The organism is Streptomyces sp. NPDC059866 (assembly GCF_042731325.1).
Classification (GTDB): Bacteria; Actinomycetota; Actinomycetes; order Streptomycetales; family Streptomycetaceae; genus Streptomyces; species Streptomyces flavusporus.
In genome coordinates, this window is record NZ_JBHWJT010000002.1 from 276,021 (window position 1) to 297,152 (window position 21,132).

25 protein-coding genes are annotated in these 21,132 nt (G+C 72.8%); 10 read left to right on the forward strand and 15 right to left on the reverse strand.

Going from position 1 to position 21,132, the window contains the following annotated elements:
• Positions 1 to 14: 14 nt before the first annotated feature.
• Positions 15 to 2,114: a phage holin family protein gene (locus ACFV7R_RS03485; protein ID WP_385259387.1), complete on the reverse strand. Its 2,100-nt coding sequence runs from the start codon at positions 2,112 to 2,114 to the stop codon at positions 15 to 17.
• A 94-nt stretch (positions 2,115 to 2,208) separates the two neighbouring features.
• Entirely contained in the window at positions 2,209 to 2,610 is a 402-nt protein-coding gene (locus ACFV7R_RS03490) for a hypothetical protein (RefSeq protein ID WP_224736916.1), read from the reverse strand.
• 83 nt (positions 2,611 to 2,693) lie between these two features.
• On the opposite strand from ACFV7R_RS03490, the gene ACFV7R_RS03495 reads away from it, so the two are divergent.
• The gene (locus ACFV7R_RS03495; RefSeq protein WP_385259389.1) at positions 2,694 to 3,467 is read left to right on the forward strand and encodes an MBL fold metallo-hydrolase; all 774 of its coding nucleotides are present in this window, start codon (positions 2,694 to 2,696) and stop codon (positions 3,465 to 3,467) included.
• Entirely contained in the window at positions 3,464 to 4,084 is a 621-nt protein-coding gene (locus ACFV7R_RS03500) for a DedA family protein (protein ID WP_385259391.1), read from the forward strand. Before ACFV7R_RS03495 ends, ACFV7R_RS03500 begins: the two co-directional genes overlap by 4 nt.
• A gap of 118 nt (positions 4,085 to 4,202) precedes the next feature.
• Here the strand turns inward: ACFV7R_RS03500 and ACFV7R_RS03505 are convergent, their stop codons facing one another.
• Genes ACFV7R_RS03505 through ACFV7R_RS03515 form a run of 3 tightly spaced genes read right to left on the reverse strand, consistent with a single transcriptional unit; the run spans position 4,203 to position 7,446 of the window.
• Positions 4,203 to 5,261, reverse strand: a complete 1,059-nt coding sequence (locus ACFV7R_RS03505) for an MBL fold metallo-hydrolase (RefSeq protein WP_385259394.1) — start codon at positions 5,259 to 5,261, stop codon at positions 4,203 to 4,205.
• Positions 5,258 to 6,505 carry an aminotransferase class I/II-fold pyridoxal phosphate-dependent enzyme gene (locus ACFV7R_RS03510; protein ID WP_385259397.1) on the reverse strand — a complete coding sequence of 416 codons (1,248 nt, stop codon included), beginning with the start codon at positions 6,503 to 6,505 and terminating at the stop codon, positions 5,258 to 5,260. Before ACFV7R_RS03510 ends, ACFV7R_RS03505 begins: the two co-directional genes overlap by 4 nt.
• 56 nt (positions 6,506 to 6,561) lie before the next feature.
• A complete protein-coding gene (locus ACFV7R_RS03515) occupies positions 6,562 to 7,446 on the reverse strand; it encodes a hypothetical protein (RefSeq protein ID WP_385259400.1) in 885 nt (294 codons plus the stop codon).
• Positions 7,447 to 7,716: 270 nt separating this feature from the next.
• Here ACFV7R_RS03515 and ACFV7R_RS03520 point away from each other — a divergent pair, with 270 nt between their 5' ends.
• The 4 genes from ACFV7R_RS03520 (at position 7,717) to ACFV7R_RS03535 (ending at position 10,996) form a co-directional block, all read left to right on the forward strand.
• Positions 7,717 to 9,510, forward strand: a complete 1,794-nt coding sequence (locus ACFV7R_RS03520) for a thiamine pyrophosphate-requiring protein (protein WP_385259402.1) — start codon at positions 7,717 to 7,719, stop codon at positions 9,508 to 9,510.
• 80 nt (positions 9,511 to 9,590) lie between these two features.
• Complete coding sequence (locus ACFV7R_RS03525) at positions 9,591 to 9,956, forward strand: DUF2795 domain-containing protein (protein ID WP_385259404.1); 366 nt, start codon at positions 9,591 to 9,593, stop codon at positions 9,954 to 9,956.
• An 18-nt stretch (positions 9,957 to 9,974) separates the two neighbouring features.
• Complete coding sequence (locus ACFV7R_RS03530) at positions 9,975 to 10,433, forward strand: CBS domain-containing protein (protein WP_385259743.1); 459 nt, start codon at positions 9,975 to 9,977, stop codon at positions 10,431 to 10,433.
• 20 nt (positions 10,434 to 10,453) lie between these two features.
• Positions 10,454 to 10,996 carry a type 1 glutamine amidotransferase domain-containing protein gene (locus ACFV7R_RS03535; protein WP_385259406.1) on the forward strand — a complete coding sequence of 181 codons (543 nt, stop codon included), beginning with the start codon at positions 10,454 to 10,456 and terminating at the stop codon, positions 10,994 to 10,996.
• Positions 10,997 to 11,025: 29 nt separating this feature from the next.
• On the opposite strand, the gene ACFV7R_RS03540 is transcribed toward ACFV7R_RS03535, so the two are convergent.
• Positions 11,026 to 11,376: a DUF6158 family protein gene (locus ACFV7R_RS03540; protein WP_385259409.1), complete on the reverse strand. Its 351-nt coding sequence runs from the start codon at positions 11,374 to 11,376 to the stop codon at positions 11,026 to 11,028.
• 60 nt (positions 11,377 to 11,436) lie between these two features.
• Between ACFV7R_RS03540 and ACFV7R_RS03545 the strand changes: the two genes are divergently transcribed.
• Entirely contained in the window at positions 11,437 to 12,534 is a 1,098-nt protein-coding gene (locus tag ACFV7R_RS03545) for a Vms1/Ankzf1 family peptidyl-tRNA hydrolase (protein ID WP_385259410.1), read from the forward strand.
• Between the two features lie 6 nt (positions 12,535 to 12,540).
• On the opposite strand, the gene ACFV7R_RS03550 is transcribed toward ACFV7R_RS03545, so the two are convergent.
• Together ACFV7R_RS03550 and ACFV7R_RS03555 are read right to left on the reverse strand one after the other, a co-directional pair.
• Positions 12,541 to 14,160: an ABC-F family ATP-binding cassette domain-containing protein gene (locus ACFV7R_RS03550; protein ID WP_385259413.1), complete on the reverse strand. Its 1,620-nt coding sequence runs from the start codon at positions 14,158 to 14,160 to the stop codon at positions 12,541 to 12,543.
• A 42-nt stretch (positions 14,161 to 14,202) separates the two neighbouring features.
• On the reverse strand, positions 14,203 to 14,859 hold the full coding sequence (locus ACFV7R_RS03555; RefSeq protein ID WP_385259415.1) for a histidine phosphatase family protein: 657 nt from the start codon (positions 14,857 to 14,859) through the stop codon (positions 14,203 to 14,205).
• A gap of 71 nt (positions 14,860 to 14,930) precedes the next feature.
• Here ACFV7R_RS03555 and ACFV7R_RS03560 point away from each other — a divergent pair, with 71 nt between their 5' ends.
• The 3 genes from ACFV7R_RS03560 to ACFV7R_RS03570 all read left to right on the forward strand — a co-directional run bounded on the left by ACFV7R_RS03560 (position 14,931) and on the right by ACFV7R_RS03570 (position 17,560).
• Positions 14,931 to 16,424: a bifunctional phosphatase PAP2/diacylglycerol kinase family protein gene (locus ACFV7R_RS03560; protein ID WP_385259417.1), complete on the forward strand. Its 1,494-nt coding sequence runs from the start codon at positions 14,931 to 14,933 to the stop codon at positions 16,422 to 16,424.
• Between the two features lie 101 nt (positions 16,425 to 16,525).
• Positions 16,526 to 17,347, forward strand: a complete 822-nt coding sequence (locus tag ACFV7R_RS03565) for a methyltransferase domain-containing protein (RefSeq protein ID WP_385259419.1) — start codon at positions 16,526 to 16,528, stop codon at positions 17,345 to 17,347.
• A 42-nt stretch (positions 17,348 to 17,389) separates the two neighbouring features.
• Positions 17,390 to 17,560, forward strand: coding sequence for a hydrophobic protein (locus ACFV7R_RS03570; RefSeq protein WP_073495203.1), 171 nt, complete (start codon positions 17,390 to 17,392; stop codon positions 17,558 to 17,560).
• A 14-nt stretch (positions 17,561 to 17,574) separates the two neighbouring features.
• On the opposite strand, the gene ACFV7R_RS03575 is transcribed toward ACFV7R_RS03570, so the two are convergent.
• From ACFV7R_RS03575 to ACFV7R_RS03605, 7 genes are read right to left on the reverse strand one after another with little or no spacing between them, the layout of a single operon-like run.
• The gene (locus tag ACFV7R_RS03575) at positions 17,575 to 17,859 is read right to left on the reverse strand and encodes a gas vesicle protein K (RefSeq protein WP_129800270.1); all 285 of its coding nucleotides are present in this window, start codon (positions 17,857 to 17,859) and stop codon (positions 17,575 to 17,577) included.
• Complete coding sequence (locus ACFV7R_RS03580) at positions 17,856 to 18,044, reverse strand: gas vesicle protein (RefSeq protein WP_129800271.1); 189 nt, start codon at positions 18,042 to 18,044, stop codon at positions 17,856 to 17,858. The genes ACFV7R_RS03575 and ACFV7R_RS03580 overlap by 4 nt, the downstream gene beginning before the upstream one ends.
• The gene (locus tag ACFV7R_RS03585; protein ID WP_385259422.1) at positions 18,041 to 18,817 is read right to left on the reverse strand and encodes a GvpL/GvpF family gas vesicle protein; all 777 of its coding nucleotides are present in this window, start codon (positions 18,815 to 18,817) and stop codon (positions 18,041 to 18,043) included. The genes ACFV7R_RS03580 and ACFV7R_RS03585 overlap by 4 nt, the downstream gene beginning before the upstream one ends.
• Positions 18,814 to 19,140 carry a gas vesicle protein gene (locus ACFV7R_RS03590; protein ID WP_385259424.1) on the reverse strand — a complete coding sequence of 109 codons (327 nt, stop codon included), beginning with the start codon at positions 19,138 to 19,140 and terminating at the stop codon, positions 18,814 to 18,816. The genes ACFV7R_RS03585 and ACFV7R_RS03590 overlap by 4 nt, the downstream gene beginning before the upstream one ends.
• Positions 19,137 to 20,213 carry an SRPBCC family protein gene (locus ACFV7R_RS03595; RefSeq protein WP_385259426.1) on the reverse strand — a complete coding sequence of 359 codons (1,077 nt, stop codon included), beginning with the start codon at positions 20,211 to 20,213 and terminating at the stop codon, positions 19,137 to 19,139. Before ACFV7R_RS03595 ends, ACFV7R_RS03590 begins: the two co-directional genes overlap by 4 nt.
• Complete coding sequence (locus ACFV7R_RS03600) at positions 20,210 to 20,854, reverse strand: DNA primase (RefSeq protein ID WP_385259429.1); 645 nt, start codon at positions 20,852 to 20,854, stop codon at positions 20,210 to 20,212. Before ACFV7R_RS03600 ends, ACFV7R_RS03595 begins: the two co-directional genes overlap by 4 nt.
• Complete coding sequence (locus ACFV7R_RS03605) at positions 20,851 to 21,129, reverse strand: gas vesicle protein GvpG (protein ID WP_385259430.1); 279 nt, start codon at positions 21,127 to 21,129, stop codon at positions 20,851 to 20,853. Before ACFV7R_RS03605 ends, ACFV7R_RS03600 begins: the two co-directional genes overlap by 4 nt.
• Between the last annotated feature and the right edge of the window lie 3 nt (positions 21,130 to 21,132).

Here is a 21,132-nt window from a genome sequence, read left to right on the forward strand (position 1 = left end):
GGCGCAGCCGATTTTCAGGCGGCCCGCTCCTCCGACTCCACCTCGATCGGCACCTGCGGGCCGGCCGTCTCGCCCAGCCAGCGGCTCAGGACGCGGTGGACGTGCTCGGCGCCGACGAGTTCCTCCCCGTCGTCGACCGGCGCGGAGAAGGCGTACGGCGACAGCAGGAACGGCTTGGCCTGGGCGCCGCCGAGGCCGCCGTGTGAGCCGATCTGCTCCTCGAAGGCGAGGACCTCGCCGTCGGCCTGGTCGTGGAAGGAGTTGACCATGATGTCGGCGGCGTGCGGGAAGGAGTGCGTCCGGCGGACGGCGTCGGCGGCGCCGGGTCCGAAGGGGGCGAGCGGCCCGGAGTGGTCGTCGTCCAGCCGGTCCACCGGGATCTCCGCGCCGTACGCCCCGAGCACGACCCCGCCGTGCTCCTCGCTGCGCACGAGCAGGAAGCCTATGCCGGGATGGTTGGCGAGGGTCGGCAGCAGCGCGGGGTGCCGGGCGTCGATCTCCTCCTTGGTCATCCGGTGGGGCACGTCCGGGAAGGAGACCAGGCCGAGGTTGCCGGAGGCCAGCACGATCGGCTCCGAGCGGCGCGCCGGGCGGCGCTGCTCGTGCTCCTCCTCGACGGGCCGGTGCAGCGCCGCCCGCACGGCCGCGCGCGCCTCCGCGCCGCTGCGGGTGCGCCCCGCCCTGCGCGGCACGGGCAGCCCGCAGCCGGCCCGTACCAGGTCGCCGAGGGTGAGGCCGTAGCGGGAGCGGAAGGTCTCGCCGGGGCTCTGGCCGTGGTCGGACAGGACGACGATCCGGTACGGGCGCGGCGCGTGCTCGGCGACCTTCTCGATCAATGCGAGTGCCCGGTCCAGGCGGGCGAGCACCTTCTCGGCGTCCCGGCTCATCGGCCCGGAGTGGTGCGCCACCTCGTCGTACGCCACCAGGTCGGCGTAGACGGCGGTGCGGCCGGCGAGCATGTCGCCCATCACCGCGGCGACGACGACGTCCCGTTCGACGACGGTCGCGAAGGCACGGACGAACGGGTAGAGGCCGCCGCGGGCGACCCGGGGGCGGACCTTGCGCAGCCGGGCCCGGGTGGACTGGCCGATCTCGCGACCGACCTCGGCGATGAACGACAGGGCGGTGCGGACGGCGTTCGCCGGGTCGGAGAAGTAGGCGAAGTAGCCCGCCCGGGAGCGGGTCTCCCGGCTGCGCCGCCGGGCGGCGATGGACAGCACGAGGGCCTGCTGATCGGCGCCGCCGCTGAAGAGGTTGCCGCGGCTGGCGCCGTCGGCGGAGAGCAGTCCTCCGTCACCGGTGCGCTCGACCGCGCGGCGCTGGAGTTCTGCGGCGCTGGCCGGCCGGTTGCTGACCATCACCTCCTGGCGGTCCTTCTCGTACCAGCGGAACGCGGGGATGTCGAAGTTGCTGCCGTGCAGGATGCCGAGCTGGCTGGCGCCGGTCTGGCTGGACCAGTCGGTGCGCCACGGGGTGAGCCGGTGGGTGGGTTCGGTCTCGGCGGCGCCGCCCGAGCCGTTGCCGAGCCAGTGGGCGACGGTCGGCATCAGCCCCTTGTCGACGGCGCTCGTCAGCACGTCGTGGCCGACGCCGTCGAACTGCACGAAGACGGTGCCGGGGCTGACCGGGCCGGGCGGCAGGGCGTGCGGGCGGCGGTCGGAGAGGCGGTAGAGCCGGCGCCGGTAGGCGTCGTCGTCGCGCACGGCGAGGGCACCGCCGGTGGCGGAGGCGACGGCGGACATCACGGCGGCCACCACGACCGCCGTCTCCGGGTCGACGGCGCCGCGCTCGGCGGGATCGAGGCGCAGCGCGACCAGCAGCAGCGCACCGTTGAGGAAGAACACCAGCAGTCCGAGGACGAGCGCGGGCACGAGCAGCAGCAGCCGCACCAGCAGTGGCCAGACCACCGCGGACAGCAGACCGAAGGCGCCGGCCGCCGACGCGGCGGTCACGGCGATGGTGGTGGCGCTGTCGCCGTCCGCGCTCTGCAGCTGGAAGTCGGGCAGGATCCCGGCGAGCACCAGCATCGTGACCGTGCTGACGGCCCACACCGCGACGCTCCGCCCGATCTGGCTGACGGCCCGCCGCCAACGCCCTCCACGCACGCCCCGCACACCTCACGTCCCGGCCCGCCGCCGGAGCGGGCCTGTGTCCAGATTGTCACAACGCCTGGCAGACCCCGTTCGTCCCCCAGGGCCGCACAATCCGTCAGCGCCCGTCGTACCCGGCCGTCGGCATCGACAGCCGTCGATGGACGCGGGCCTTCATCTGCGCGTCGTACGACGGTTCGGCGCGGCCCACCGTCTCGACCCGCACCCCGCGCCGCGCGCACTCCGCGGTGAACTCGTCGACGGACGACAGCGCGCTCTCCAGCACCCGGCGGCTGGGCGCCACGAACAGGTCGCATCCGGGCCGCACTCCGTCCCACAGGGCGCAGTGGTCGGGGCGCAGCCCACGGACCAGCAGCTGCCGGGCCACGACGTACCCCCGCTCGGCGGCCCAGCGCGCGCACATGGCGTGCTGGCTGCGGGAGTCCACCAGGAAGGGGTCCGCGTCCAGCTCCTGCAGCGGCGTCAGACTGGCGATGGCCGTGACCCGCAGTTCTCCCATGGCGTCCCCCTCACCTCAGGGTTTCGCCGCAGACCCTACTCCTGCCCGTAGGCTTCGGGGAGTCGCGCGAAGGAGGCAAAGAGGTGCCGGTGGAGGTCACGTGGTGGGGTCACGCCACCTGCACGGTCGCGGACTCGGGCGTACGTGTGCTCACCGACCCTCTGTTCGCCCGCCGGCTCGCGCATCTGCGTCGCCGCCGCGGTGCGCTGCCCCCGCCGGACGCCTGGCGCACCGACGTGGCACTGGTCTCCCATCTGCACGCCGACCACCTGCACGTGCCGTCGCTGGCGCGGCTCGCGCCCGGCACGCGCCTGGTCGTGCCCCGGGGCGCACCCCGGTCCGTGCCGGGTCTGCGCCGGCTCACCCATCTGCAGCTGACCGAGGTGGCCCCCGGCGACGAGACCCGGGTGGGCGGCCTCGTCGTACGGGCCGTGCCCGCGCAGCACGACGGACGGCGGCTGCCGGTGGGCCCGCACCGCTCCCCCGCCCTCGGCTACGTCATCGAGGGCGAGGCCCGGACCTACTTCGCCGGGGACACCGGGCTGTTCGAGGCGATGGCGAAGGAGGTCGGGCCGGTCGACGTGGCGCTGCTGCCGGTCGGCGGCTGGGGGCCGTACCTGGGGGACGGACATCTCGACGCGGGGCGGGCGGCCGAGGCGCTGGCCCGGCTGGCGCCGCGCAGTGCCGTGCCGGTGCACTACGGCACGTACTGGCCGATCGGCATGGACGCCGTACGCCCCCATGAGTTCCACGCGCCCGGCGACGACTTCGTGCGGCTCGCGGCCCAGCGTGCGCCGCAGGTCGCGGTGCACGCGCTCCGGCACGGCGAGAGCGTGCGCCCGGAGGTCGCGCGGTGAACTGGCTCGCGGCCTCCTCCACGGTGCCGCCGGAATCCACCCAGCAGGCGATCGGCTATCCGACGCTGTTCCTGCTGGTGCTGCTCGGTGCGCTAGTGCCGGTGGTGCCGACCGGGGCGCTGGTGAGTTCGGCGGCGGTGGTCGCCTTCCACCAGACGGCGCCGTTCTCGCTGGCGCTGGTGTTCGTGACGGCTTCGCTGGCCGCGTTCCTCGGTGATGCCACGCTGTACTGGCTGGGACGGCGCGGCATGGGGTCGAAGAACGGCTCGCGCTGGCTGGAGGCGATCCGGGCGCGGGCGCCGGAGGAACGGCTGGCCCAGGCCCAGGAGAAGCTCGCCGCGCACGGGGTGGCGGTGCTCGTGCTGTCCCGGCTGGTGCCGGCGGGCCGGCTGCCGGTGATGCTGGCCTGCCTGCTGGCGAAGTGGTCGATGCGGCGGTTCGCCCGCGGCAATCTGCCGGCCTGTCTGGCCTGGGCTGTGACGTATCAGCTGATCGGGATTCTCGGTGGGTCGTTGTTTCCGGAGCCGTGGGAGGGCGTGGTCGCGGCGGTGGCGCTGACGCTGGTCATCAGTGCGGTGCCGAGTGGCTGGCGCCGGCTGCGGAAGGCTGGCGCCTGAGAACTCGGGGGGCAATGCCGTACGGCGGCTGCGGGTCGTTCGTGGCTGGTCGCGCCCACGCGGCGGAGCCGCATGTCGACTCGGCCCCGCGCCCCTTACCGGCATGTCCTCGCGCCTCTCATTGGGCGCCGTCCAGCACCCCTGACCCACCAACCGGCAAGTCCCACAGGTCCTCCCGGGCCAAGCCCGCCTTCTCCCACGCCGCACGCACGCGCGTCAGCGGTTCCAGGACCGGCTCCGCCGACAGCACGAACGTGGCCCAGTGCATGGGGGCCATGCGCTGTGCGCCGAGGTCCTGTACCGCCCGTACCGCCTCCTCCGGGTCGCAGTGGACGTCGCTGAGCCACCAGCGGGGGTTGTACGCGCCGATCGGCATCAGGGCGAGGTCGATGCCCGGGTAGCGTCGGCCGATCCGGGTGAACCAGTGGCCGTAGCCGGTGTCGCCGGCGAAGTAGAGGCGGCGGCCGTCGGGGGCGGTCAGTACCCAGCCGCCCCACAGGCTGTGGCAGGCGTCCGTCAGGGTCCGCTTGGACCAGTGGTGGGCGGGCACGAAGTCGAAGCGGATGCCGTCCAGTTCGGCCGCCTCCCACCAGTCCAGCTCGGTGACGCAGGTGAACCGGCGGCGGTGGAACCAGCGGCCGAGCCCGGCCGGTGCGAACACGGGGGTGTCGCGCGGGAGTCGGCGCAGGGTGGGGGCGTCCAGGTGGTCGTAGTGGTTGTGGCTGATGACGACCGCGTCGACGCGCGGCAGCTCGTCCCAGTCGACCCCGACGGGTGTGATACGGGCGGGAGTGCCGAGGATGCGGCGGGACCACACCGGGTCGGTCAGCACGGTGAGCCCGCCGATGCGCAGGACCCAACTGGCGTGTCCCGCCCAGGTGACGGCGACGGTGCGGGCGTCCACGCGGGGCAGCGGGGCGGGTTCGAAGGGCAGGCGGGGGATGTCGGCGAGGCCCTCGCGGCCGGGGCGTACGGCGCCTTCGCGGGCGAACCGGGCGAGGGCCTTGATGCCGGGCAGCGGGGCGGTCAGCCGGTCGTGGAAGGTTCGCGGCCAGACCCGCCGCTCGGCGAGCGGACGGGGTTCGGCGAGCGGTGGAACAGAGGGCGCGAAGGGTGATGTGGCCGCCGGATCGTCGGATTCCTGGGTGCTCGTGGTCGACTCGGACTTCTGCGTCATCGAGGAGGCTCCCGTCGCTGAGCGTCGTCGCGGAGATCGTCGAAGACCGACCTCAAGCCGATCAACGCGCGTCGCACGTGTGGCAGTTCCAACGGCTCGGGTGAATCGAGGCATTCCGCGCGCTCGGCGTCCGTGCCGCCCAGCAGCGGGCCGGTGGACAGCCGGACGCGCAGCGCGCCGAGCTCGTCGCCGAAGCGGTGGCCACCCGGAGCGGGCATGCCGAGCCGGGCGGTGAGGAAGTCCTCCAGTTCCTGCGCGTCGCCCACACCGTGCGGGGCGAGCGCGGACCGCAACGGGCCCAGATCGACGTAGAGATGACGGCCCGCCTGCGGTGGCCGGGCGAGGGCGCCCGCCGCGACGACGGTGTGGTGCGCGGCCTGCGCCACGCGCGCGTGCAGGCGTACGACGGCGGCCGCCCGGGCGCTGACCGGCTCGGGCTCGCCCAGGGCGTACCCGGCCGCGGCGGCGACCGGGCCCGCGATCCGTGCGTCGAGTGCGGTCAGCACATCCAGTACGCGCGCGTGCAGCTCCTCCCCGGACTCGCCCGCGGGGAAGCGGGCGACGGCGGCGGGCCAGCCCGGCGGCAACAGCGCACCGGCCAGGTCACTGACGACGGTGACCCGGTCGGGCAGCATCTCGGCGGGACTGAACAGCACGGTGTCGTGCCGCGCGTGCAGCGTGTCGCGCCAGGTCTCGTCGCTGACCAGGTGCAGTCCCTCACCGGCCGCGGCCTCGAGGGTCTCGTGCAGCACCTCCGGCGGTGCCACCGTCGCCGTCGGGTCGTCGGCGACGGACAGCACCAGCAGCCGCGGATCGCCGCCCTCGGCGCGCACCCGGCGCACGGTCTCCAGCAGGGCGTAAGGATCGGGCACCCCGCCGCACTCGGCCGGCGTCGCCACGTGGAAGGCGGGTCTGCCCAGCAGGCGTGCGTACGGCGCCCACCACGCGGCGCAGGGCCGGGGCACCAGGACGTCGCCGCCGATCGCGGCGGTCAGCGCGAGCAGCAGGGTGGGTGCGCCGGGAGCGGCCACGGCATGCTCGGGGGCGACGGCCAGTCCACGCCGCTCCCAGTAGCCGCACGCCGCGTCCAGAAGGGCGGATCCGCCGCCGACCGGCTCGCTCCCGGCCCGGCCCGCGGCCGCGGCGAGCACGGCGGACAGCTCCGGCAGCACGGGCAGCCCGTCGTCGGGGAGGGGCGGCCCGTAGCGGACGGGTCCGTGGCCTTCCGGGTCCGTCCGCCGCATGCGTACCTCCCGTGCCGGTCGTCTCTCGCGCTCTGCGTACCCAGCCCGCCCCGGTCTCAGGCGTCCGCCGACGAGTCCCTGCGCCACAGTCGGTACACGGCCGCGCCGAGCGCCCCCGCGATCAGCAGGCCGCCGGTCACGAGCGCGGGCACGGACACGCCGAAGTCCCCTCCCTCGCCGGCCTTCACCCCGTGCTGGATCACCGGCGGCTTACAGGATTCGCGGGGCACGGTGCAGCGCGGGCCGATGCCGCCGTCCTCCGGACGGGCCACGATGAACGTCGTCTTGAACGGTTTGCCCTTCGCACCGGGCGCCGCCGGACAGGTGCCCTCGACGGTCCAGGAGGATTCCGTTCCAGCGGCGGGCGGGGCGGCGGCGGGCGGGGGTGCCGATCCAGCGGCGGGAGGGGCAGCCGGATCGGCGGGGGGCGGAGCAGCCGGATCGGCGGCGGGAGGGGCAGCCGAACCAGCGGGGGGCGGAGCAGCCGGATCGGCGGCGGGCGGAGCAGCCGAACCGGCAGGGGGCGGAGCAGCCGAACCAGCGGGGGGCGGAGCAGCCGGATCGGCGGCGGGCGGAGCAGCCGAACCAGCAGGGGGCGGAGCAGCCGAACCAGCAGGGGGCGGGAGGGCCGCGAGGCTCGCGGCGGGCGGGATGCGGGCGGTCCCCCGGTACGCGGGCCCGGACAGTGCGTTGTCGTTGCCGGGCACCAGGTTCAGCTTCAGGGTCCCCCCGGGGAACGCCTTGGACTTCGCCACCACAGTGGCGGGCGCCTTCCCTCCGAAGGGATCGCAGGACACGGAGACGGTGACGCTGCCGCCCGGTCGGCTGGCGGCGGGTCTGACCTCCGCAGCCGGATCCGCCGAGGCGACGGGAACGGCACTGGCCAGCACAGCCCCGGCCAGAACGGCGACGGACAGGACACGGGCACTGCTTGGGCGCATGGGACGGACTCCTTGGACCGATCGGACCGACGGCGACGGGGGCACGAGGGCCGCGCCCCACAGCCATCACAGCCCTCCCGTCAAAGGGGACGCGCGCGGCGGGACCCCATTGGCGGGACGTCAACGCTCGTGTGGGTGATCCGCCCCGGCCCGGCCGGCAAGCACCCGGCAGGTTTTCCACAGGGGCGGGGGGTGACTCGTAGGGATGCCGACAAACCTGCCGACAACCCCTTACGCGACTCACTTCCTACGTCCGGAAGGACGCCTCACATGAGCACGAAGGTCTCCGACCACGTCCTGCAGCGGCTGCGCGAGTGGGGTGTGGAGCACGTCTTCGGCTACCCCGGCGACGGGATCAACGGACTGCTCGCCGCCTGGGGCCGCGCCGACGACCGGCCGCGGTTCATCCAGTCCCGGCACGAGGAGATGTCCGCGTTCCAGGCGGTCGGCTACGCCAAGTTCGGCGGCCGTCTCGGAGTGTGCGCGGCGACCTCGGGGCCGGGCGCGATCCACCTGCTCAACGGGCTGTACGACGCCAAGCTGGACCATGTTCCGGTACTGGCGATCGTCGGCCAGACGCACCGCAGCGCGATGGGCGGCTCGTATCAGCAGGAGGTGGACCTGCACGCGCTGTTCAAGGACGTCGCCTCCGACTTCCTGGAGACGGTGACGGTTCCGGAGCAGCTGCCGAACGTGCTGGACCGGGCCATCCGCACCGCGTACGCCCGGCGCTCCCCCACCGCGGTCATCATCCCCGGCGACGTGCAGGAGCTCGACTACTCGCCGCCCACCCACGAGTTCAAGATGGTGCCCTCCAGCCTGGACCGCAGCGCATGGACGGCGATTCCCTCGGAGGAGTCCCTGCGCCGGGCCGCGGACGTCCTCAACGCGGGTGACAAGGTCGCGATCCTGGTCGGCCAGGGCGCGGCGGGCGCGCAGGCGGAGGTGGAGCGGATCGCCGAGCTGCTCGGTGCGGGCGTCGCCAAGGCGCTGCTCGGCAAGGACGTGCTCAGCGACGAACTGCCGTACGTCACCGGCTCGATCGGTCTGCTGGGCACCCGTCCGTCGTACGAGCTGATGCGGGACTGCGACACGCTGCTGACCATCGGCTCCTCGTTCCCGTACACCCAGTTCATGCCGGAGTTCGGCAAGGCCCGCGGGGTGCAGATCGACATCGATCCGCACATGGTCGGGATGCGCTATCCGTACGAGGTGAATCTCGTCGGCGACGCCAGGGAGACCCTCCAGCGGCTCATCCCGCTGCTGGACGGCGAGCGCGGGCGCGAGTGGTTCGACACGGTGTGCGCGAACGTGACGCACTGGCGTGAGGTGATGGAGCGCCGGGCGGGGCTGTCGGCCGATCCGATCAACCCGGAGTACGTGGCCAGCGCCCTGGACCCGCTGCTGCCGGCCGACGCGATCATCACGTCCGACTCGGGGTCGGCCGCGAACTGGTACGCCCGGCATCTGACGATGCGGCCCGGCATGCGCTCCTCGCTCTCCGGGACGCTGGCGACGATGGGCTGCGGGGTGCCGTACGCGATCGGCGCGAAGTTCGCCCACCCCGACCGGCCCGCGATCGCGCTGGTCGGGGACGGGGCGATGCAGATGAACGGGCTCGCCGAGCTGATCACGGCGGCGAAGTACTGCGGCCGCTGGCAGGATCCGCGGCTGGTGGTCGGCGTCTGGAACAACCACGACCTGAACCAGGTGACGTGGGAGATGCGGGCCATGGAGGGCGCACCGTCCTTCCTGCCCTCGCAGGAGATCCCGGACGTGCAGTACGCCGCCTTCGCCCGCTCCCTGGGCCTGACCGGCGTGCGCGTGGAGAAGCCGGGGGACGTCGAGGCGGGCTGGCGGGCCGGTCTGGAGGCCGACGGTCCCGCGGTGATCGAGTTCCTCACGGACCCGGCGGTGCCGCCGATCCCGCCGCACGCGACATGGGAGCAGATGGAGGCGACGGCCGCGTCGATCCTGAAGGGCGACGCAGACCGCGGCTCCATGATCAAGCAGGGCTTCAAGGCGAAGGTGCAGGAGTTCCTGCCGGGCCGGCAGAAGAAGTAGGCGGTTGTGCGGCGCCGTGCCGGTGTCACCGCCCGCCCTCCGGGTACGCGGTGCGCACCCCCGAATATCTGGAGCACAACATGCAGCGAGGCAGTGACCGGCTGAGCGTCCACCGGGACGAGGAGATGAAGCACGAACTGCAGGGGCTGCTCAGGTCGGGCCACCCCACCCGTACGGAGGAGTGGAACGATCCCGAGCCCGTGGCCGAGGACGATCCCCGGATCGCGGGCGGACCGGCCATGCCGGGCTCCCTTGCGGAGATCCGGCTGGAGCTGGGCCGCATTCTGGGCCGCAGCGCGTTTCCCGCGGGACCGGGCGAGCTGATGAACGCCCTGCGCCGCCGGAACGCGCCCGACGCCCTGATCGAGCCGCTGCGGCGACTGCCCCGTTCGGCGCGTTACGGCAACGTCCAGGAGCTGGCGGAGGCCCTGACGCGCGGTGAGTGACGTTGAGGAGGCGTGATGATGGCCGATTTCGTGCGGGAGGTGATGACGCCGGGTGTGGTCGCCGTCCGTCCGGACGCCTCGGTGGTGGAGGCGGCGCAGCTGATGCGTGCCCAGGACATCGGCGATGTGGTGGTGGCCGACGGACAGCAGGTGGTCGGCATGCTCACCGACCGTGACATCACGGTGCGTGCCGTGGCCGAGGGTCTCGATCCGCTGACCGTGAGCGCTCGGTCGGTGTGCACACCGCACCCGGTCGTGGTGTCACCGCAGGACCCGGTGTCGACGGCGGTGGCGCTGATGCGCGAGAAGGCTGTACGCAGGCTGCCGGTCGTCGAGAACGGCCTCCCCGTGGGGATGGTCAGCCTCGGGGACCTGGCGGTGGCGCAGGACCCGGACAGCGCGCTCGCCGACATCAGCCGGGCCGAACCGGACCACGGCCTCCAACCGTCCGCCCCCGACATCCGGGGACCGATGTGACGAAGGCACGGTGAACCGTCATGCGTATCGCGTTTCTGACCGCACCCGAGGGCGTCGAACAGGTCGAGCTGACCGACCCCTGGCAGGCGGCCGTCGAGGCCGGCCACGATCCCGTGCTCGTGTCGACGAAGCCGGGCGAGGTGCAGGCCTTCCATCACCTCGACAAGGCGGACACGTTCACCGTCGACGAGGTGGTGGGCGAGACGTCGGCCGGCTCCTTCGACGGCCTGGTGCTGCCGGGCGGCGTGGCCAACCCCGACTTCCTGCGGATGAACCCCAAGGCCGTGGCGTTCGTCCGGGACTTCTTCGAGCAGGGCCGGCCGGTCGCCGCGATCTGCCATGCGCCGTGGACGCTGGTCGAGGCGGACGTCGTACGGGGCCGGGTGCTGACCTCGTGGCCGAGCGTGCGGACCGACATCCGCAACGCAGGCGGCACCTGGGTGGACGAACAGGTCAAGATCTGCGACCACGGTCCGAACAAGCTGGTCACCAGCCGCAAGCCGGACGACCTGAAGGCGTTCTGCGCGGCGTTCCTGGAGGTGTTCGCGAAGGAGACGGCGTAACCGACGGGGCTGTCCGTCCCGCCGTCGTGTCACGGGCCCGGGCTGTGGTCCTGGCCGGGGCCGGTCGCGGTGGCGCCCTGCCCCCACTTTCCGACCGGGGCCTGCTGTTCGCGGGCCCCGTCACACACCGCGGCCCGCTCCCGGGCGCCCTCCCGGGTGCGCCCCGGGGAGACGAAGCGGCGCGGATTGCGGCGCAGGTACTCGCCCTCCAGCTGGGCCATGCGTTCGTTGTGGGCGCGCAGCGCGTCGTTCGAGCCGTACAGCAGGGTGTCGTGGCGCGTGCGGTGGATGGTCTCCAGCTCCTTCATGAGCTGCTGGTCGTCCAGCCGACCCGGTTCGACTCCGGTCATCGTGGTGCCCCGCTCGTCGTGTTCATTCATGGGGTTCGGGTACCCGCCCGGCAAGCAGCAGTACCCCCGAACGGCAACCGGGAGGGAGCCATGGATCTCGCGTTCCTGCATCCACTCTACGAACATCCGGGGCCGTGGGCCTCCGTGTACGTCGATCTCTCCCGGCACACGGAGGACACGCCCCACGAGCGGCATCTGACGGCGGAGGCGATGTCCCGGGAACTCGCGGGTCAGGGCGCCGACGAGGCGACCTGCACGGCCGTGCGTGACGCGATCGAGGAGCTGAAGCACTCGCCGGAGCCGCACGGCCGGGCCTTGTTCGCCCGCGCAGGTCAGGTGGTCCTCGACCCGCCGCTGGCCCGCGCCCCGCAGGGCGGCAGCTGGGCTCGGTGGGCGCCGCTGCCCCGCGCCACCCCGCTGCTCGACCTGACCGGCGAGGACGCCGTGGCCGTCGTGGCGTACGTCGACCGCAAGGGCGCCGACTTCGAGCTGCGCAGCGCGCTGGTCCGGGAGAAGGCCGGTTCGGTCGCCGGACGTCAGTGGCCCGTGCACCGTACGAGCAGCGTGGACTGGTCGGAGCGGCACTTCCAGCTGCGGGTGGAGAACACCTGGGAGCACAACGCGGCGGAGATCGCCGACGCGCTCGCGGTGTGCCAGGAGGAGACCCTGGCCGATCTGCTGATCCTGGTCGGCGAGGACCGGGAGCAGCGGGCCGTGCACGAGCGGCTGCCGCAGCGGCTGCACGACCGGGTGGTTCAGACCCCGCACGGCACGGGCAGCCGGCTCCTCGACGCGGACGTGGAGGAGGCCCGCGCCACCCATGTGCGCCGGCGTGCCGAGGCCGAGCTGGAGCGGTTCCTGGCGGCCCGCGCGCAGGCGGCGGAGGGCGTGCCCGCGGTGATCGAGGCGGCCCGGGAGCACCGGATCGACGAGCTGGTCGTCCGCCCGGACGGCGCCGACACGCACCGCGAGGTGTGGATCGGTGAGGATCCGGACCAGCTGGCGGTGCGCCGTACGGACCTGAAGATCCTCGGCGAGCAGCACTCCTGGTCCGCCCGCGCGGACGACGCGCTGATCCGCTCGGCGGTGGCGACGGCCGCACCGGCGATCTCCCTGACCCCGGCCGGGGCGGCACGAGAGCAGGACGTACCGGCGGGCGGCCTGGGCGCACTGCTGCGCTGGACGTGAACCGCGCTAGCGGGCCCGCTCCACGCGGCGTTCGTCCCATACCGGTTCCGGGGTCTCGCGGACCCGGCCGTCGCTGCCGAAGACCAGGTAGCGGTCGAAGGAGCGGGCGAACCAGCGGTCGTGGGTGACCGCGAGGACCGTGCCGTCGAACGCCTCCAGGCCTTCCTGGAGGGCTTCGGCGGACTCCAGGTCGAGGTTGTCGGTCGGCTCGTCCAGGAGCAGGGCGGTGGCGCCCTGGAGTTCCAGCAGGAGGATCTGGAAGCGGGCCTGCTGGCCCCCGGAGAGCCGGTCGAAGCTCTGCTCGGCCTGGCCGGTCAGCTCGTAGCGGCGCAGCCGGGACATGGCGGCGCCCCGGTCCTGGGCGTGTTCGCGCCACAGGATGTCGAGCAGTGACCGGCCGGCCAGCTCCGGGTGCGCGTGGGTCTGTGCGAAGTGGCCGGGCACGACCCGCGCCCCGAGCTTCCACTCCCCGGTGTGCGCCACGTCGTCCCCGGCGAGGAGCCTGAGGAAGTGCGACTTGCCGGAGCCGTTGGAGCCGAGGACGGCGACCCGTTCGCCGTAGAAGACCTCCAGGTCGAAGGGTTTCATCAGCCCGGTGAGCTCGAGTCCCTTGCAGGTGACGGCGCGGACGCCGGTACGGCCGCCCTTGAGCCGCATGCGGATGTCCTGCTCGCGCGGCGGCTCCGGCGGCGGGCCCGCCTCCTCGAACTTGCGCAGCCGGGTCTGGGCCGCCTGGTAGCGGGACGCCAGCTCATGACTGATCGAGGCGGCCTGACGGAGGTTCAGCACGAGCTTCTTCAGCTGGGCGTGCTTCTCGTCCCAGCGTCGGCGCAACTCCTCGAAGCGGGCGAAGCGTTCGCGCCGGGCCTCGTGGTAGGTGGCGAAGCCGGCGCCGTGCACCCAGGCGTCGGCACCTGCGGGGCCGGGCTCGACGGAGACGATCCGCTCGGCGGCACGGGCGAGGAGTTCCCGGTCGTGGGAGACGAACAGGACCGTCTTGCGGGTCTCTGCGAGACGCTCCTCCAGCCAGCGCTTGCCGGGCACGTCGAGGTAGTTGTCGGGCTCGTCGAGCAGCAGCACCTCGTCGGTGCCGCGTAGCAGCGCCTCCAGGACCAGGCGCTTCTGTTCGCCGCCGGAGAGGGTGCGCACCTGCCGCCACTGCGCCTTCTCGTAGGGCACGCCGAGCGCGGCCGTGGTGCACATGTCCCACGTCGTCTCCGCCTCGTAGCCGCGCGCCTCGGCCCAGTCGGCCAGTGCCTGCGCGTACCTGAGCTGGGCGGCCTCGTCGTCGACGGTCATGATGGCGTGCTCGGCGGCGTCGACGGCCGCGGCTGCCTCGCGGATGCGCGGCGGTGCGACGGACACCAGCAGGTCGCGTACGGTCGTCTCGTCCCGTACGGAGCCCACGAACTGCCGCATCACGCCGAGCCCGCCGCTGACGGTGACGGTGCCGCCGTGGGGTTTCAGCTCGCCCGAGATCAGCCGGAGCAGGGTGGTCTTGCCGGCGCCGTTGGGGCCGACGAGGGCGACGACCGCCCCTTCGCCCACCCGGAACGACACGTCGCCGAGCAGGGTCCTCCCGTCCGGGAGGTGGTACTCGAGGTGTGCGGCTTCCAGATGTCCCATGAGGCCGCATTGTGCGGGCGGCCCGCGACCTGCGGCAAACGCTTATTCGCTCGCGTCCAGCGGGCGCCCGGCGGGTCCGCCCTCACCCGCGGGCACCACCGTCGCGCCCGCCCACGACAGCGCCTTCCAGCCGTCGGAGGGTGAGCCCTCGAGGATCACCACGCCGGTGTTCTCCAGCGGGCGGGCCGCGGCGAAGGGCACGTCGACATTGGCGGCGCGGGCGGCGGTCCACATCCGGATGGCGGCGCCGTGGCTGACCATGGCGACGGTTCCGGCACCGCTGTCGGCGGCCTCGGCGACCACGGCGTCGTACCGTGCGAGCGCCTCCTCGCCGCTCTCCCCGCCCGGCATCCGCAGCGTGGTGTCACCGGCGGCCCAGGCGAACGCCGTCCGCATGTACTCCTGGCCGCGCTCGGAGTCGCCGGGCAGCATCTCCAGCTCGCCGGCCGTGAGCTCCCGGATGCCGTCCCGGACGATCACCTTCAGCCCGCGGGCCGCCGCGAGCGGCTCGGCGGTGAGCTGGGTGCGTACGAGGGTGGAGGCGTAGACGGCCTCGATGTCCTCGTCGGCGAGGGCTGCGGGCAGGGCGGCGGCCTGGCGTTCGCCCAGCTCGGTCAGGCCCGGCCCCGGGACGGCGGTGTCCAGCAGGTAGGCGAGGTTGGTGGGGGTCTGGCCGTGGCGGACGAGGAGCAGGCGCATCGATGGGTTCCTCCGGTGCCGGCCACCGCCGACGGGGCAGAGAACGGCGCCTTCAGGGTACCCGCGCCTGTATGAGCCCAGATGTCGACCTCACCCTGCCGAAACCCGGCCATCACATCCTGCGCGACCGGCTGCTCGCTCTCGACTGCCGGCTGTTCGAGTTCGCCGCCGAACGTCACTGGCCCGCCGCCGAGCCCGTCCTGCCGAGGCTGAGCCGGAGCGCGAACCACGGGGTGCTGTGGTTCGCGACGGCGGGCCTGATCGCGGCGAGCCGCACCCCGAGGGGCCGCCGGGCCGCCGTGCGGGGCGTGGCCTCGCTCGCCCTGGCGTCGGCCACCATCAACACCCTCGGCAAGCGCAGTGTGCGCCGCCCCCGCCCGGTCCTCGACCCCGTCCCGCTGGTCCGGCAGCTGAAGCGGCAGCCGATCACCACGTCGTTCCCGTCCGGTCACTCCGCCTCCGCGGCGGCCTTCGCCACCGGGGTGGCGATGGAGTCCTCCGCCTGGGGTGCCGTCGTGGCCCCGGTCGCGTTCTCGGTCGCCATGTCCCGCGTCTACACGGGGGTCCACTTCCCGAGCGACGTACTGGCGGGTGCGGCGCTCGGCATGGGCGCCGCGTTCGCCGTACGTGGTCTGGTGCCGAGCCGGGCGCAGGTCACACTGCCGGCCCGGCCGCGGGCCGAGGCTCCGCCGCTGCCCGAGGGAGAGGGCCTGGTCGTCGTGGCCAACACGGCGGCGGGCAGTGCGGACCGAGCGCGGGCGCTGCGGGACTCGCTGCCGCGGGCCGAGGTCGTCGAGTGCGCGCCGCAGGACGTGCGCGCCGAGCTGGAGAAGGCGGCCGCCCGGGCCCGGGTGCTCGGGGTGTGCGGTGGCGACGGCACGGTGAACGCGGCCGCGGAGATCGCCCTGCGCCGCGGCCTGCCGCTCGCGGTGCTGCCCGGAGGCAGCCTGAACCACTTCGCGAACGACCTGGGCGTGGCGGACGTCCGGACGCTGGCTCGCGCGGTCCGGCGGGGCGACGCCGTGCGGGTGGACGTGGGCCGGTTCTCCTGCGGCGAGAAGCAGGGCGTCTTCGTCAACACATGCAGTCTGGGCGTCTATCCGGAGCTGGTCCGTGAGCGGGACCGCTGGTCGCACCGGATCGGCAGCTGGCCGGCCGGGGTGCTCGCGGCGCTGCGTGTCCTGCGCGCGGACCGGCATCCGCTGGAGGTCGAACTCGGCGGCAGGCCAAGGCCGTTGTGGTTGTTGTTCGCCGGGAACGGCACCTACCACCGGATGGGCCTCGCACCGGCCCGTCGGCTCGAGCTCGCGGACGGACAGCTCGACGTACGGGTCGTGCACGGCGGGCGCGGACCGGCGCTGCGGCTGCTCGCCGCCGCGCTCGCCGGCCCGCTGACCCGCTCCCCGGCGCACGCGGCGGTCCAGGTGGGCCGGTTGCGGCTGTCCGGCGTCGCACCGGGCACGCTGCTCGCCTACGACGGAGAGGTCACCGAGGTGGCGGGCGAGGTCACGCTGGAGAAACTGCCCGAGGCACTGGTCGTCTACCGGCCCACAACCAAGAACTGACGGACCATCAGTCCATATTGCAGAACACGGTGTCTCATCATTCGGCCCGGCGCGTACGGTGGCGGAGGACGTGAACCTGCGTGACGCGAAGGGGTACAGCGATGCCGAAAGCACAGGAGACCGCCGTCTACACGCACGGGCACCACGAGTCCGTGCTGCGTTCGCACACCTGGCGGACCGCCGCCAACTCCGCCGCGTACCTCCTCGGCTCGCTGCAGCCCCACATGAAGATCCTGGACGTCGGCTGCGGCCCCGGCACCATCACCGCCGACCTGGCCGCGCTGGTCCCCGACGGCCATGTCACCGGTGTCGACTCCGCACCGGACATCCTGGACCGGGCGCGGGCCACCGCGGCCGAACGCGGCCTGACCAACGCCGACTTCGCGGTCGCCGACGTGCACGCCCTGGACTTCCCGGACGACACCTTCTGCGTGGTCCACGCCCACCAGGTGCTCCAGCACGTCGGTGATCCCGTGCAGGCCCTGCGCGAGATGCGGCGGGTGACGAAACCGGGCGGGCTCATCGCCGCCCGCGACTCGGACTACGCGGCGATGACCTGGCACCCCGCCTCACCCGGCCTCGACGACTGGCTGGACCTGTACCGCAGGGTGGCCCGCGCCAACGGCGGTGAGCCGGACGCGGGACGCCGGCTGAAGTCCTGGGCGCTGCAAGCGGGGCTCACCGACATCACCGCCACGTCCGGCACCTGGACGTTCTCGACGCCGGAGGAGCGGGAGTGGTGGAGCGGCCTGTGGGCGGACCGCACTCTCGCCTCCTCCTACGCGCAGCGGGCCACGGAGGGCGGACATGCGAGCCCGCAGCAGTTGCGGGCCGTATCGGAGGCCTGGCGCCGGTGGGGGAAACAGGACGACGGCTGGTTCGCGGTTCTGCACGGAGAAATTCTGTGCCGCAAGGAAGCCTGAACATTCCTTTTCGGGAAACTCGGAGAGCAGGAGGTTCACATTATGGTTCCCATCCTGCTGGTACTGCTTTTGGTGCTGATTCTGTTCGGCGCCGGATTCGCGGTAGAGGTGCTTTGGTGGATTGCGATCGCGGTCCTTGTTCTGTGGCTGCTGGGCTTCCTGATGCGGGGTACGACCGCAGCCGGAGGCAGGGGCCGCTGGTACAGGTGGTGAACTGACCCGGGAGCTCAGTCCCGGGGCAGCAACGGTCCGAGCGGCCCGAGGTCCAGATTCAGGTCCTCGGGCCGCAGTCCGTAGCGCTCGCGCAGCTCGGTCATCCGGTCGTCGAGCAGCATCAGGGTGAGCCCGATCCGCTCCTCCTGCTCCTCGCTGAGATCACCCGTGTCGAACCGGCGCAGCGCCTGCCGTTCCATCAGCTGGCGCAGCAGTTCCACGACGGTGAGGACGAGCTTGACCAGATCACGCTCGACGGTGTCGGGCTCGAGCTCGAGACGGCCCCGGCGGGCCGTCACAGGTCCTCACCCCAGGGGGCCGGCACCCGGTCGTTCACCGAACTGATCAGCGCGTTGAGGTCGATACGGACGAGATCGACGTCCGCGATGCGCAGGGTGACGTCGCCGGTGATCACGACCCCGCCCGCCAGCAGCCGGTCGAGCAGGTCCACGAGGGCGACCTCACGGCGTTCGATCACCGTCACGGCTTCTCCCCCGCGAAGGAATAGGCCGCCCAGGGGCCGGTGAGTTCCACCCGCATTCCGGGCGCGTCGTCCTTCGTCCGGTCCACGATTTCCACGAACTCCTCGGATTCGGCGCGCGGCACCAGATAGGCCGCATTCAGAACATTACGACCGGAGGTACCGGACAGTGCGGAATCCTGGGGCGCGTGCAGCCGGGATTCGTCGGCATGCGCGGCGAGCGTTTCATGCAGCCGGGCCGCGAACTCCTCGGCTTTCCGCCACCTGTCCTCCTGCTCCCGGGCGCGCATACTGCGCTGCCGCAGATAGTCCCGCCCGGACACGGCTTTCCCGGCCGCCGGCTCGCTTTCCGCGGTTCCCCCGGGAGTTTCACCGGGTGCGGATTCGACGTACACCTTCACACCCCATTCCACCCGCCCCTGAAGCCGGTCGAGAGTGCGCCGGAAGTCGCCCTCGCGGGCCTCCAGCATCATGCGTACGCCGCTGTCGTCCCGGAACACCGTGGCCAGCCGGAGCGGCAGCGGCGTGGTCACCGTCATCAGCGCGTCGATCACGCCGTGGTGGGCACGGGCGGTGACCGTGAGCCACTCCAGGTCCTCCAGATGGGCACGGAGCGACTCCTCCGCGAAGTCCCGCTCCGGCACGGTACTGACCACGGCGACCAGACCGCGGTGGTGCAGCAGCTTGGGCGGGGCGCCCGCCACGCCGGTCAGCTGGGTCTGCAGGGCCGCACCGAAAGGGCGGCAGACGGCGTACACGTACCGCAGTCCGGTCATGAGGCCTCCTCCTGTGTACGGCCGGTCTCCAGCTCCGCCAGCCGCTCACGCAACTCGGCGTTCTCCCGGGCGAGTTCGGAGCGGCGAGCCCGGGACGACAGCGCCGGGTCGTCCTCCCACCAGTCGATGCCCATCTCCTTCGCCTTGTCGACGGAGGCGACGATGAGCCGCAGCTTGACGGTGAGCAGCTCGATGTCGAGCAGGTTGATCCGGATGTCGCCCGCGATGACGACGCCCTTGTCGAGCACGCGTTCCAGGATGTCGGCAAGGTTGGCGCCACCGTCGTGGCCGTAGGGCTCGGGGAGCCGGCTGGGCGAGGTCATCGACGGCTCCCGGCGTCGGCGTGCTCGTCCGGGTACTCGTCCTCGGTCTCCTTCTCCGCTTCCGGCTCCCCTTCTTCCCGGGGTTCCTCCTCTTCGTATTCCTCTTCGGGTTCCCCTTCTTCGCCGTATTCCTCGTCGTACTCCCGGTACTCGTCCCGGCCGTCGGCCTCCTCCTCGAGGTCCTCGTCCTCGGGGACCTCTTCCGCTGCGATCGCGTCCTCGTGATCGCGTACGACCTCGCCGTCGCGGATCTCCCCGCGCCAGCCGTCCTCCGCCTCTCCCCTGAGCGTGATGTGGCGGGCGTAGTTCTTCAGGTCGAGCCGGGCTCGGCGGCCCTGGGCGCGCCACAGGTTGCCGGTCTTCTCGAAGAGGCCCTTGGGGTAGTACTCGATCACCAGCAGGACCCGGGTGAGATGCTCGGCGAGCCGGTGGAAGGAGACGACGCCCTTCGTCGTGCCCTTGGCGCCTTCCGAGGTCCAGGTGATCCGGTCGTCGGGCAGCTGCTCGGTGGTGTGGGCCTTCCAGCTGCGGTTCGACCAGAAGACCTTCAGCTGCCAGTCCGAGGTCGTGTCGTCGGCCCGTTCGGCGCTCTTGACGCCCTTGGCGAAGGTGCTGAAGTCCTGGTAGCGGGTCCACTGGTCGTACGCCGTGCGCAGCGGCACGCCCACGTCGACGGACTCGATGATCACGGTCGGCCGGTGACCGGAGCCACCCTTGCGGCCGCCCTTGCCTCCGGTCAGGTGCTTGAGCGCGCCGACCACGTTGTCCTTGGCACGCGAGGCGCCGACTTCCAGCGCTGCGCGCACCGGGCCCTTGCCCTCGGCCAGCTTGCGGCCGCCGTCCAGGGCGAGCCGGGCGAGGCCCGGGCTGCGGCCCTCGGCGATGTCGTTCAGCTTGACGGTGGTCTCGCCGAGCCTGCGGCCGAGGCCGGTCAGCAGCCGCACGGCCTGGGCGGCGAGATACTCCTGCGCCTCGGCCTTGAGCCGGTCCGCGGCCTCGCTGCGGGCCACGTCGGCGAACGGGTGTGGGCGCGGGCCTGCCGCGGAGGCCGCAGATCCGAGAGTGTCGGTCATCGGTCGCCGCCCCCCTTCGGGATCCGGGCGGACGCCGGTTTGCGGGCCGCCGACTTGGCGGAGGCCGTCTTCCGTGCGGCGGTCCGCTTCGCCGCCGTCTTCTTGGCGGGGGCCTTGCGCGCGGGCGCCTTCTTGGCGGCGGCCTTCTTCGCCGGTGCCTGCTTGCGGGCGGGCCGCTCGGGCTCCGCCTCGACCTCGGCGACCGGTCCCTGCGCGTCCGGCCCCTCGGTCTCCGGCCCTTCGACGTCCGGCCCGTGGGTGTCCGGCTCCTCCGTCTCCGGCCGCTCCTCGTCCCCGTACCGCCGGTCCGGCCGCTGCGGCACGACGCCGCCGAGCCGTTCACGGACCCCGGCGGTGCGGTCGTGCAGCCGGTCGGCGAGGGCGTCGAGCTGCCGCTCGACCAGGGCGCCGGACGCCGCACCGCCCACGCCGCGCAGGTCCTCGCGGAGCTGGTCCCCGATCTCCTTGAGCTGCGGGTTGTTCCGCAGCTGCCCGGACACCAGGTCCGCGAGCGCCCGCGGGCTCAGCTGCATCCGTTTGCCGGCCACCAGCGTGCCGACGGCGAACGCCAGTTTCAGTTTCCTCGTGCGTCCGAGGACGTATCCGGCCCCTATCGCGAGGCCCAGTCCCACTCGGTTCATCGTGTCGTCCTGTCGTCCGTTCCCACGGCCGCGGCTCCCGGACCGCCACGCAGCCCGGTCTCCAGCCGGTCGAGGAGTTCGTCCTCACGGCGGTCGAACTCCTCCTCGTCGATCTCGCCCGCCTCCAGCCGCCGCTCCAGCAGGGCGAGCTCGCCCCGTACCGCGGCCGGGTCGTAGTACCGCCGTTCCGCCTCGCGCAGCACCTGTCCGATCACCCATGCGCTGCCGCGCACCGGGGCGAACGGCAGCAGCAGTACCTCTCCGATCAGGCCCATGGG